The sequence below is a fragment of the Enterobacter sp. ECC-019 genome (genome assembly GCF_043974075.1).
Classification (GTDB): domain Bacteria; phylum Pseudomonadota; class Gammaproteobacteria; order Enterobacterales; family Enterobacteriaceae; genus Enterobacter; species Enterobacter asburiae_D.
The window spans coordinates 2,253,392-2,266,133 of record NZ_CP143759.1 but is presented as its reverse complement, the minus strand read 5'-3'; the positions used below and the strand labels follow the sequence as shown (position 1 = coordinate 2,266,133).

The following is a 12,742-nucleotide window of genomic DNA, read 5'->3' as shown; positions in this document are numbered from 1 at the left end:
CATAAGAAAAACAGAGTCGTTTAACGTCTGTTGATACGAATCGCCTTTATCTCAATTAATCATAAGCAATTCATATATATAGGATAGATCTTGCCGTTTAATTCACCAGGCTGGTCTGAAGTTTGAGGTGGTTCACAAAGTTCCCAAAAATACATATTTAGTTACACATATTTTCTTTTGGTTACTTAATCTTGAGAATTGTAGCACTTTCAGGCTAGCGAAACGCTTCGCCGAATGGAAAGATGCCTGTCAGATACATAAAGACACCAAACTCTCATCAATAGTTCCGGAAATATTTATTGACAGAATTTATTGACGGCAGTGGCGAGTGTCATAAAAAAACCAATGAGGGTAATAAATAATGATGAAGCGCAATATTCTGGCAGTGGTAATCCCTGCCCTGCTGGTAGCCGGTGCAGCTAACGCTGCAGAAATCTATAACAAGAACGGCAACAAACTGGACTTCTACGGTAAAGTTGTGGGCGAACACGGCTTCACCACTTCAGGCGTACACAAAAACGCTGACTCCTCTTATGGCCAGATCGGCTTTAAAGGCGAAACTCAGATCAATGATCAACTGACCGGTTACGGCCAGTGGGAATACCGTGCACGCGCCGGTGCAGCTGAAGGTGACCAGACTAACGTAACTCGTCTGGCTTTCGCTGGCCTGAAAATGTCTGACGCGGGTTCACTGGACTACGGTCGTAACTACGGCATCGTGTACGACGTAGAATCCTACACCGATATGGCACCATCCTTCTCAGGCGAAACCTGGGGTGGCGGTTATGTTGATAACTACATGACCAGCCGTTCTACTGGTCTGCTGACCTATCGTAACAACAACTTCTTTGGTTTGGTTGATGGCCTGAATTTCGGCGTTCAGTATCAGGGTAAAAACGATCGTAAAAACCTGAATGAAGCAAACGGCGACGGCGTTGGCCTGTCACTGGGTTACGAGTTCGGTGAAGGCTTTGGCCTGATCGGTGCCTACAGCACCGCTAACCGTACTCTTGAGCAGAAAAAAGATGGTAAAGGCGATAAAGCTGAATCCTGGGCTGTTGGCGCGAAATATGACGCGAATAACATCTACCTGGCGACCGTTTACGCAGAAACTCGCAACATGAGCCGCCTGGGTAACAGCGGCGAAAACTATGTTCCGAATGAAGATGGCAATGTTTACAACATTGCTAACAAGACCCAGAACTTCGAAGTTATCGCACAGTACCAATTCGACTTCGGCCTGCGTCCTTCCGTTTCTTACGTTCAGTCCAAAGGTAAAGACCTGAACGGCATCGGCGACCGTGACCTGGCGAAATACATCACCACTGGTGCGACTTACTACTTCAACAAGAACTTCAACGTGTACGGTGACTACCGCTTCAACCTGCTGGACGACAAAGATGCGTCCACCAGCTGGGTTGGCTCTGACAACCAGGCTACCGTTGGCGTAACCTACCAGTTCTAATCCGCACACCACTTTGTTATATGCTTAATGAACAGGGCTTCGGCCCTGTTTTTTTATGCGTGACAGAAAATAATGGCGACTTTTGAAAAGCCGCACGCTTTTCGTCGCAAACGGTTGGCATTTTGTAAATCTACCGTTAACCTGATAGCGGATTTCACTTCTGTAATCACAATGGAACTTCGTCATGTTTGAGAACATTACCGCCGCTCCTGCCGACCCTATTCTGGGCCTGGCCGATCTGTTTCGTGCCGACGACCGCCCTGGCAAAATCAACCTGGGTATTGGTGTATATAAAGATGAAACCGGCAAAACTCCGGTACTGACCAGCGTTAAGAAAGCTGAGCAGTATCAGCTGGAAAACGAAACCACCAAAAACTACCTCGGTATTGATGGTATCCCTGAATTTGGTCGCTGCACCCAGGAGCTGCTGTTCGGTAAAGGCAGCGCAATTGTGAGTGGCAAACGTGCCCGTACAGCACAGACCCCAGGCGGTACCGGTGCGCTGCGCGTGGCGGCGGATTTCCTGGCGAAAAATACCTCTGTTAAGCGCGTATGGGTAAGCAACCCAAGCTGGCCGAACCACAAGAGCGTGTTTAACTCTGCGGGTCTGGAAGTGCGTGAATATGCTTACTACGACGCGGCAAACCACTCTCTCGACTTTGACGGCCTGCTGGCGAGCCTCGGCGAAGCGCAGGCAGGTGACGTGGTGCTGTTCCACGGCTGCTGCCACAACCCAACCGGTATCGATCCGACGCTTGAGCAGTGGGAACACCTGGCGAAGCTGTCCGTAGAAAAAGGCTGGCTGCCGCTGTTTGACTTTGCCTACCAGGGCTTCGCCCGTGGTCTGGAAGAAGATGCCGAAGGCCTGCGCGCGTTCGCAGCCGTGCACCAGGAGCTGATTGTCGCAAGCTCTTACTCCAAGAACTTCGGTCTGTACAATGAGCGCGTAGGTGCCTGTACGCTGGTTGCGGCTAACGAAGAGACCGTCGATCGTGCGTTCAGCCAGATGAAATCGGTTATCCGCGCTAACTACTCTAACCCACCGGCACACGGTGCGTCTGTTGTTGCGACTATCCTGAGTAACGATGCGCTGCGCGCTATCTGGGAACAAGAGCTGAACGATATGCGCCAGCGCATTCAGCGCATGCGCCTGCTGTTTGTGAACACCCTGGCTGAGAAAGGCGCGGACCGCGACTTCAGCTTTATCATCAAACAGAACGGCATGTTCTCGTTCAGCGGCCTGACCAAAGAGCAGGTTCTGCGTCTGCGTGAAGAGTTTGGCGTATACGCCGTGGCCTCTGGCCGCGTGAACGTTGCAGGCATGACGCCTGACAACATGGCGCCACTGTGCGAAGCGATTGTCGCCGTACTGTAATATGCGCCCATAAAAAAGCCTGCGTTATGCAGGCTTTTTTTATTCGGTTACCAGACAGGCATTTCATCCTGAAGGAACGGATTATGGAGCCGTTCATAGCCCAGCGTCGACATCGGACCGTGTCCAGGGATAAACGTAACGTCATCACCCAGCGGCAATAACTTTTGTTTAATCGACTGAATCAGTTGCCCGTGATCGCCGCGCGGAAAATCGCTGCGTCCTACGCCACCTTTGAAGATCACATCGCCGGAAATCAGCAGACGGGACTGGTCATCAAAGAAGACGATATGGCCTGGTGTATGCCCAGGACAATGCAACACCTGTAAAGTCACATTCCCTACGTTAACGCGCTCTCCCTCGTTCAGCCAGCGATCGGGCGTCAGAGGCTGACACTCATCAAGGCCAAACATGCGGCTTTGGGCGGGTAACCCCTGCAGCCAGAACTCATCTTCTTTTTCCGGGCCGATCACCGGCACACCATAGTGTTCAGCCAGTTCAGCCGCAGCACCTACATGGTCAAGATGACCATGAGTGAGCAAAATCTGCATCAGCGTGACGCCGCTTGCTGCGACTTCCTGCTTGATTTTCTCAGCGTCACCACCGGGATCGACAAGCGCGGCCAGTTTAGTCTGTTCGCACCAGATCAATGAACAATTCTGGGAGAACGCGGTAACCGGAATAATACGATAGTTCATACTGCTCCTGTGTTTCGTTATTACCAGTGCCGAACCGGACCGGTATCAATATGCACAAAGTTGCTGCTGGGGTAATATCCTACACCACCTGCGCGCATAGATAACGCGGCTTTGCGAATATTGGCTAACGAAACGCCTTCAATATGGAAATCCATTGCCTGTCCCTTCGTGTGATAGCTTTTTTTGGCTACCCCGTGACTGTGGGCGCGCAGTTCATTATTGGTATCAATCGAGCGATAGCCAGAAATGAGCTGCACCGGCTTGCTGGTGCCCAGCAGGCCCTGAAGGCGGAAAATCTGATCAAACAGTCCTGGATCGATGGCTTTTATTTTATTCGCGCGGAAATCACGGAAAAAATGGTTAAGTCTTGCTAATTCATCCTGAATATAGCCTCTGCCATCGAAAAACTCCGCTTTTAGCGACTCACCGGTATGAAGATTGTTGAGCGTTAAAACTCGCGGACGAGGTGTCGAGAGGGTGGCAAATGCTGGCGTCGGCAGGATGGCCGCTGCGCCGAGCGCAACGCCACCTAACGCCAGCAGTTTGCGGCGATTAGCGTCAAATTTGTCCATGATAATCAGGTCTACAGGTAAAAGAAATCGTAATATGCTTAGCGCACGAAGGGCACCTTAACTGGCAAAACCAGGCACGTCAAGGCGCCCAACCCCAGTGAATCCGCGGCTTACAGCGATATAGCCCCTTATTCACCATAACTTACGACAATCATTTTTCCCGAACTGCTTCATTTACCTGATTAATTGTTCCGCTTTTGGCAAAATTTGTGCGCCAGATCGCGCGGTGAGATCATAATTGTAAATATCTGTACGATACTGGGTACGCCCGTCTTCGCCTACAAACGCCGTCAGATAATAAAGATTGACCGGAATATTGTGGCGGATATTAACGTAACGCGTATCCCCCTGTTTCAGGGCATCCGAAATACGCGTATCGTTCCAGCCCGCATCCTGCAACAGCATATTTGCCAGCTCCGAGGCTTTATTCACACGCACGCAACCAGAACTCAGCGCGCGAGTATCTTTCTGGAACAGGTTGTGGTTCGGCGTATCGTGCAGGTAGATAGCTTCTGAACTCGGCATATTGAATTTGTAGCGCCCTAAAGAATTGTGCGCCCCAGGAGCCTGCTGGAAACGGAACGGCAGATTCGACGCAGTGATCGTCGACCAGTCGACCATATAAGGATCGATAGCCTCTTTACTGTTCCATCCACGCATCACCGTATAGCCATGACGTTCCAGATAACCCGGATCGTTCCAGACCTTCGGCAGAATGTCTTTTCGCGCCAGGGTCGGCGGTACGTTCCACGGCGGGTTAACCACCACGTTATTCAGCGCGCTGCTCATCATCGGTGTTTTACGATCCGGACGCCCGACAATCACGCGCGACGCCAGTTTTTCGCTACCATCCTGATAATAGACCAGGGAATACGCCGGGATGTTTACCATAATCCCGGTAGAGAGCGTTCCCGGCAGCAAGCGCAAACGCTGGATATTGAGCGCCAGCACCCCTGCCCGCTGTGCAGGCGATACGTTCAGCCAGTCGCGCGTCGTCTGGCCAATGACGCCATCAGCCCCCAGCCCCTGAGCGGCCTGGAATTGCTTAACGGCCGCAACCAGCTCGCGATCGTAAGCCGCGGGTTTGTCGCTCAGGACAACGGCTTTCTTCTCTTTCACAGGAGCTGACGGGCTGACGGCGACGCTTTGTGGATCATCACCCGGAAGAGCAATCTTTGGCCCGCCTTCCAGAATACCGGAACGCGCCAGGATCTCGCGCAGGGCGGGAACATCGCTACTCCACTGTCCCGGACGCAGCGTCGCGGTACCGCGCATTTGCGGCCATGGACGCGTGTCCCCTACCAGCGCGAGGAGCGACTGGTGCAGAGTGGCATATTGTGGATGCGCCGGTGCCAGGCTGGCAATAAAGCGCGGCAGTTCGCCGTTATCCAGCGCTAACTGCCATTGGTTTATCACCGACAGCGCCGGCGTCGCCAGCTTGTACGGCTTATCGCTGTACAGCCAACGGTTGCCGTTGACCGGAATACCCGCCACGAACTGCAGGTAGCCCATCATGGCATCGGAAAGCACCACGTCCCGTGCCTGCCCGGTGACGGCAGGATCGGTTAACAACTCAACCCACTTTGTAAACTGCGGCTGAAACCCTGCAATCGCGACCTCCGCCAGTTGCTGCTGGAAGGCGCGCACGGCATCGCGATTTTCCCACATCGGTTTCATATCGCGGGCAGCATAGAGGAGCGTGAGCTGATTGATATAGACAGGCGTGTAGCCTGACGGCAGCTCCGACTGCAGCTGCTGACTGAGCGATTCAGCGTCGATGCCTTCCGGCAGCGGTTTAATACCGGCCATGATAGCCGTCGCCGGAGACTGGTCCAGCGGCTGGGACAACGACGTTGGCTGCGCGCCTGTCGTTGCCGAGCTGTCAGTCGGCACAATTTCAGGCTCGTCGGCCTGGGCGGTTAACAGCGGAGCAAACATCACTGCCAGGCATAAACTCAGCGCAGACAGCTGACGACCACATTCTTTCTTAAGCAACATCCCTTGCCCCCTGTTTTCACGACATGCCCATCACGTTGGGGCTTTCTTTCATTATAGGTAGACGGCTAAGCTGTTGCCTTACCTTATGTAAAGAAGTTTAAAGATAACGCGGCCCTAAGCACAAGTTAAGTTTAAAAAAAAAGCGGCGCCAGTGCGCCGCTTCGGGTCAGAAGACACTTCAGGAAGCGTCCGCCGTGGTTTCCGGCAATGACTCCGGCGGCTGCGGCGCAAAGCCACGCAGCCCCACAACGTGAACGTGTTCGCTGTTCTGGAATACTTTACGCACCAGTTTGTAGGTGGTGCCCTTCTCGGGGCTGATGTTCTCAGGTGCCGCGATAATGAGCTGCATATCGAGACGTTCGCAAAGCTCGAACAGCGTGGCAATTGAGCGGGCATCAAGACGCGCCGCCTCATCGAGGAACAGCAGTCGGCATGGCGAGATGTCTTTGCCGCGCAGGCGGCGCGCTTCATCTTCCCAGCTCTGTACGACCATCACCAGAATTGACATCCCGGTACCGATCGCTTCACCGGTAGAGAGCGCCCCGGATTCCGCACGCAACCAGCCGTCTGAGCCACGGTTTACCTCAACTTCCATTTCCAGGTAGTTACGGTAGTCCAGCAGCTCTTCACCGATGGTTTGCGGCGTACGTTGCCCCATATCAATCTGCGGGTTCAGACGCTGATACAGCTTCGCCAGCGCTTCGGAGAAGGTCAGACGGTTGCTGTTGAACAGATCCTGGTGCTGCTCGTGCTGCTCAGAAAGCACTTCCAGCAGCGTCGCGTGGGCTTCACGCACGTTGACGTTGAGGCGCACGCTGTTCACCTGGCCAAACGACACGCTCTGCAGACCCTGGTTCAGCTGGCGGATACGATTTTGCTCACGCTGAATGGTTTTACGAATAATATTCGCCACGCTGCGGGAGCTGATCGCCAGCTTCTGCTCGCGGGAGGTCAGCTCCTCCGTCAGGCGACCCAGCTCGATTTCCATCTGTTCGATGGCTTCGACCGGATCGTCGGTACGGATGATGTCCTGACGAATACGCTCGCGCAGGTGCTGGTAAACCGCCACGAAGAACTGAATTTTACGTTCCGGACGTTTTGGATCTTCCGACATACGCAGCACGTCGCGCAGGTGTTCATTATCCGCCACCGCCAGACGCAGCGCACCCAACGCTTTATCCGACATGGAACGCAGCTCATCGGCAGAGAGGTACGCCAGTTCACGACGGTGCAGACGACGCTCAACATTATTGTCTTTCACCATGCGCATCACTGCGCACCAGCCCGCCTTGGCGGTCACGACCTGCTCGCGCATCTCAAAGTAGTCGCGCTCCAGCTTGCGCAGGCGACGGGTCAGGTTATCCATTTCCGCTTCACAGAAGGTCAGCGCTTTTTCCAGCTGATTACGACGCGCACGGTTATTGCTGAGCTGAGAATGCAGCTCGTCACGACGAATACGCGCGCGCTCTTCTGCCCCGCTGTCGGCACGCACGCCGATGTCCTGAAGCTCTTTCTGCAGATCGTTTAACAGCTCTTTCTTGGTATCGAAGGAGCTTTTCAGCGAGGCCAGCACCTGGTTGTACTGGTTCAACTGAGCAGAGTGGCTGCGCATCGCTTCGCGGGCGCGAGTACGTTCCGCTTCCGCCTGTTCAAGGCGCTGACGCAGTTTTTCGTTCAGGTCGCTGTTACCGCTCAGCATTTCAGCTGAATCGGAGTAGCCAAAGTGGGCCCGACGCTGCACCACTTCCGTCAGGGCAAACGCCTGCTGACGCGCTTCGCGCTGCACCTGCTGCGACCAGGCATAATCTTCTTTTAACTGCTCGAACTGCTCCGGGTCGCTCTGCAGTACAGACACGACGGGCTCCAGTTTCGCCAGTTGATTGCCGTGCTGCTGAACGAAACGCGCGGCTTCCTGCGCTTCATCCAGACGCTCCTGGATCTCATCCACACGGTCAGCCAGCGTGTCATCCGCCAGCAGATTCAGGCGCGGCAGAATGCGGTTAAGGGCAGCGACGCCCTCTTTCGCCTGTTCAAACTGAACGCGGCTCTGCTGATTATCACTTTCATGACTGGCAATGGCACGTTCCAGTTCGCCACGGCGGGTATTGAGCTTGCGGATTTCGGCTTCTGGATCTGCGTCAAACGCCACGGCAAGATGGCTGCCGATAAAGCGGCTGAACGACTGATGCAGACGCTGGGTTTTCTGCACGTCAAACGACAGGGTCGCAAAACGTTCAGACAGCGTCTCACGCTCGGCGTGCAGGCTCTCGATGCGGCTTTCGCGCGCGGCGCGGCCAAACAGCGGAAGCTCAGGGAAGCGGGAATAACGCCACTGACGATCGGCGATTTTCACCACCACCGCTTTTTCCAGCTCATCGACGCTGAATACGCTGTCATCGAACGACTGCGGATCCCCTTCGATCAGGTAGAGATCTTCCGGGCAATCTTCCAGGCCGGCAAGCTGCTCAGAAATCAGCGACAGATCCGGGACCACAATCGCGTTGCGGGATGGACCGTACAGCGCGGAGAAGTACGGGGCATCGTCAAGGCCAACGTCGTCATAAATCTCGGACAGCAGCACGCCGCCAAAACGCTCGGCTAGCGCATTCAGGCGCGGATCTTCTGAACCGCCCGGCTGGCTTAAGCGCTCAATTTCTTCATCGACGTCGCGCTTGCGGGCGCCCACTTCGTCACGCTCAACAATGGCTTCACGCTCGCGCTCCAGTAGCTGCTGCAGGTATTCGGTCACTTCCTGGCTGGATTCGAACTGCTCGCCGCACTGCTCGCTGAGCTGATTCAGGCTGCTTTGAGCCGCCAGCCAGACCGGCGCTCGCTGCAAGAGCGTCTTCGAACGGGACTGAATCTGCTCCAGTTCCTGACGCAGCGTCATACGCTGTTCGCTGGCGTTTGATACGGTATCGGACAGGGCCGCAATACGCGCTTCCAGCTCCTGATGCAGGGCCTCAAGCTCGTCGAAATCGTAATTTTTTCCCTGACGCTTGCAGAATTCCGCCAGCAGACGCTCGGCTTCCTGCTGCTCGCGCAGGCGCTGCTCCAGCTCGTTCAGACGCATACGCAGCGGCTGAACCTGCCCGGACAGATGGCGCTGGTTCACACCGTCGCGCAGCAGTTCACGGGCAACGTCCCAGGCTTCGTTACGCGCCAGCGGGCCGTTAATTGCGACCACCAGCTGATAAGCCTGCTCAAACTGGCTGTGCGCCGTTTGCGCGACGCTCATTTTCTGTTCGAGGGACAGCAGTTTCTCGGTGGCTTCCTGCTCTTTGGCCTGGAAGGTATCCAGCCACTCGTCGGCGCTGTCCGGCGTCAGGTCAGGCAGATGGCACAGCTCTTTCGCACGCTGTAATGCCTGCAATGCCTGGGTGTACTGAATCGCTCGCGTCTGCTGCACGTCAAGTGCCTGCTGGTAATCGGCAAGCTGGCTTTTCAGCTCATCCACTTCCAGCTCGGCGGCTTCGGCGCGGGCTTCGTTCTCTTCCTGCATGTCGGCGGCTTCAGCCACCACTTCATTCTGCTCCTCGAGACGAATCTGCAGCTCATCGAGGTCCGCTTCATAGCGCTCGATTTTTTCCTGCTGACGCAGCGCGGTCTGCACCAGGTTCAGGTGGTCGCTGGCGGCCTGATAGTCGGCTTCCAGATCGCCTTCTGCACCGTTGTGCTCGCCCAGCTCGCGCGCCATTTCGACGTGCTTGTACTGCTCGGCCACCAGCTGTTTACGGGAGGTAAACAGCTCGCGACGGTATTCTAATGCCTGATCGAGATGCACCCGGCGCTCGTTGGCGTGGCGCATGTAGTCCGCCGCCACGTAGTTGGTGGCTTCGCTGATCAGGTGTTTAAACAGGTCGCGGTCAGACTGGGTCACGCGAATCGCTTCCAGTGTCATGCGGTTTTCACGCAGCGCCGCTTCCATATCCTGGAAGGCCTTACGCACGCCGCTGTTTTCCGGCAGCAGGTAGTCGCGCAGGGAGCGGGTAATCGCGCTGGAGATACCGCCGTACAGAGACGCTTCGATCAGGCGGTAGTATTTGCTACGGTCTGATGCCGTGCGCAGACGACGCGCCACCACGCCCAGATCGAACATCAGCGAGTGGTAGTCGGTAATGGAGTTGAACTGCTTGAACTGCACACCTTCGATAGCTTCGAGCTTGTCCTTCAGCTCCTGCAGCGTCAGCACGCGCGCCTGACGTTCGTTCAGGGTTTCCGTCAGCAGCGACGTCGGCTGCACGGACGTTGGCAGACCCTGGATCGCAAACGGTTTGATATCCACTTTACGGTCGCGACCGGCGACCTGCTGCAGGCGCACGCCCACCACCACACGCTGATGACGGGAGTTAATGACGTCCAGAACCGAATAACAGACGCCGGCCTTCAGCTTACCGTGCAGACCTTTATCGCGGGAGCCGCTTGTTGCCCCCGCTTCGGTGGTGTTACGGAAGTGGAGCAGCGTCAGATCGGGGATCAGCGCCGTCACAAATGCCGCCATGGTGGTGGATTTACCCGCACCGTTACCGCCGGAGAGCGTCGTCACCAGCTCATCCAGATCGAAGGTTCGGGCAAAGAAGCCGTTCCAGTTAATCAGCGTCAGTGAGCGAAATTTACCGCGTTCAATCATTACTCTTCCTCCCCGCTATCCGGCTGATTCTCTTCATGCTCATCATTGAGCTGCAAATGGTTTTCCACCGGCATCGCTTCACCGTCGCGGATCATGCGAAGCTGCGCTTCACGCGCGTCATCGCCCGCACGCACGTCGGCGCCGAAGCGGAAGACAGATTCCGTAATGCGGAATTTGCTGCTGTCGTGGCCCATAAACCAGACCATCCCCAGACGACGCAGACGGTTCAGGGAAGAGCGAACCTTTTCCTGTAATTTCTGACGGTCAAGATCCGACCCCGTGGAGCGGTTGTTCACCAGCTTAAGCAGCTTGCTCTCATCAGCCAGCGTCAACAGCTCGTCGTAAAGTTCCTGCTGGGTGAAGATCCCTTCATTCGCCAGACGTTCCGGGCTGAGGTAGAGGTAGCAAAGAATTTTGCCGACCATCATATCCAGCTCGGAGAGGACGGAACGCGGAATCAGCGTCGTGGAGCGCGGGCGCAGGTAGAAAAACCCTTCCGGCGCGCGAATAAGCTCCACGTTGTAGCGTGCGTAAAACTCTTCCAGGTACTCCTGGAAGTCCATCAAAAAGGCGTGATTATCCAGCTCGTCTAAGCCAATGTGACGACCGGCACGCAGCTGGCTGTCCAGCGCCGGAAATAACGGATTCGCCAGCGCCTGTGCCAGCTTAACCGGCATCACTTGTTCAATATTTGTCAATGACATGCGCCTGTACCTTGGCTCCGTAATCGTTAATTGGCTGCCACTTCGGCGGCAGTCCGGTGAAATCTGCTTGTGCGACGCCCAGGCGCACCGCCTGGTCTACCACAATGCGGGCAATGTCGAAGTGGCGAGCGCGTGGATATTGCGCCAGATAGTCGCGCACCACGAGCCCAAGATCCAGCGGCACTTGTCTGGTTTTGTAGACAGCGAGCTGTTCTTCGATCATCGCCGCAAGCTGCTCGCGAATTTCGTTGAATTCTTCGTATTCCAGATCCGGCGGCAATTCACCAGTCACCTCTTCATCGCGCAGCGCCATCTCTTCATCACGCATATCCAGCAGACGATCGGCACTGGCGTAGGTCAGCGCCCACGGCGCATCAAAATAGGTCTGCACCGACTGACGCAGACGCTGAGCAAAGACGCGGTTTTTATCCATATCAATCGCGGTACGGATAAATTTATGCACGTGTCGGTCGTAGCCGATCCACAGGTCGATCGACTGCTGGCCCCAGCTGATGATGCGGTCGAGTTTGCTCTGCAGATCGAACACCAGACGGTCGATAAAATGCAGATCGTCATGCGCCAGCGTCGCATCCTGGATGCGCAGCAGGTTAGCCTGCAGCTTGTCCCCTGCGGCTTCCAGCGTATCCTGGAGTTCACGCAGCGTGCCGGAGGTTTCTGACAGCAGAAGTTCACAGCTGGAGATGGCCGCTCGCCAGTCTTTATTCAGCAGCTGCGCGATATCGTCTTTAACCTGCTGCTGCTGTTCGTCCATCAGGCGCTGGGTGAGATCGATACTGTCGAAAATCTCGGCCACCGAATATTTCAGCGGCGCATAGACGTTACGGTGCCAGTGGAATTCGTCACCGTTTTCATCCGCCGCGTCGGCGGCGCGCTTAAGCTCACCCGCCACGATCGAGAGCTGCATGGAAAGACGCAGCGTGGAAAATTCACGCTGGCGGATGTAGTAATCGGTGATGCCGATGCCCAGCGGCGTCAGGCGATAGATGGCGTTTCCTTCCGCCTGCTCGCTGGTAAAGCGGTTCAGCAGACGTTGACGCACCATATCGTTGATCGCGTTGTTGGCACGCACGCTAATGGTTTCGCTGGTTTGCTCAAACGCATCACTGACATGGCGGAACGCATCCACCAGTTCACCCTCGCTCATTTCACCGTCCAGCCGTTCGCCGTTCAGCGTGGCAACCGCCAGCAGGAAAGAGAGTCTGTCTACCGGCAGCGAGATGGAGAAATCGTTTTTCCTGGCCCAGGCAACCAGTTCGGGGACTGTCTGGGAAAATTCACTCAT

The 12,742-nt window shown here is 55.5% G+C and carries 8 protein-coding genes; 2 read left to right on the top strand and 6 right to left on the bottom strand.

Annotated elements, in window-relative coordinates:
* Nucleotides 1-361: 361 nt before the first annotated feature.
* Together V1566_RS10555 and V1566_RS10550 are read left to right on the top strand one after the other, a co-directional pair.
* Nucleotides 362-1,465 carry a porin gene (locus V1566_RS10555; RefSeq protein ID WP_332984133.1) on the top strand — a complete coding sequence of 368 codons (1,104 nt, stop codon included), beginning with the start codon at nt 362-364 and terminating at the stop codon, nt 1,463-1,465.
* Nucleotides 1,466-1,649: 184 nt separating this feature from the next.
* Nucleotides 1,650-2,840: an amino acid aminotransferase gene (locus V1566_RS10550; protein ID WP_395305820.1), complete on the top strand. Its 1,191-nt coding sequence runs from the start codon at nt 1,650-1,652 to the stop codon at nt 2,838-2,840.
* A 47-nt stretch (nt 2,841-2,887) separates the two neighbouring features.
* Here V1566_RS10550 and V1566_RS10545 read toward each other — a convergent pair whose 3' ends face one another.
* The 6 genes from V1566_RS10545 to mukF form a co-directional block, all read right to left on the bottom strand.
* The gene (locus tag V1566_RS10545; protein ID WP_023311009.1) at nt 2,888-3,535 is read right to left on the bottom strand and encodes an MBL fold metallo-hydrolase; all 648 of its coding nucleotides are present in this window, start codon (nt 3,533-3,535) and stop codon (nt 2,888-2,890) included.
* A 20-nt stretch (nt 3,536-3,555) separates the two neighbouring features.
* On the bottom strand, nt 3,556-4,107 hold the full coding sequence (locus tag V1566_RS10540) for a DUF882 domain-containing protein (RefSeq protein ID WP_395305819.1): 552 nt from the start codon (nt 4,105-4,107) through the stop codon (nt 3,556-3,558).
* 174 nt (nt 4,108-4,281) lie between these two features.
* The gene (gene ldtD / locus V1566_RS10535; protein ID WP_395305818.1) at nt 4,282-6,105 is read right to left on the bottom strand and encodes a L,D-transpeptidase; all 1,824 of its coding nucleotides are present in this window, start codon (nt 6,103-6,105) and stop codon (nt 4,282-4,284) included.
* Between the two features lie 178 nt (nt 6,106-6,283).
* Nucleotides 6,284-10,735, bottom strand: coding sequence for a chromosome partition protein MukB (gene mukB / locus V1566_RS10530; RefSeq protein WP_395305817.1), 4,452 nt, complete (start codon nt 10,733-10,735; stop codon nt 6,284-6,286).
* On the bottom strand, nt 10,735-11,439 hold the full coding sequence (gene mukE / locus V1566_RS10525) for a chromosome partition protein MukE (RefSeq protein ID WP_134349221.1): 705 nt from the start codon (nt 11,437-11,439) through the stop codon (nt 10,735-10,737). Before mukE ends, mukB begins: the two co-directional genes overlap by 1 nt.
* A complete protein-coding gene (gene mukF, locus V1566_RS10520; protein WP_023335133.1) occupies nt 11,420-12,742 on the bottom strand; it encodes a chromosome partition protein MukF in 1,323 nt (440 codons plus the stop codon). The genes mukE and mukF overlap by 20 nt, the downstream gene beginning before the upstream one ends.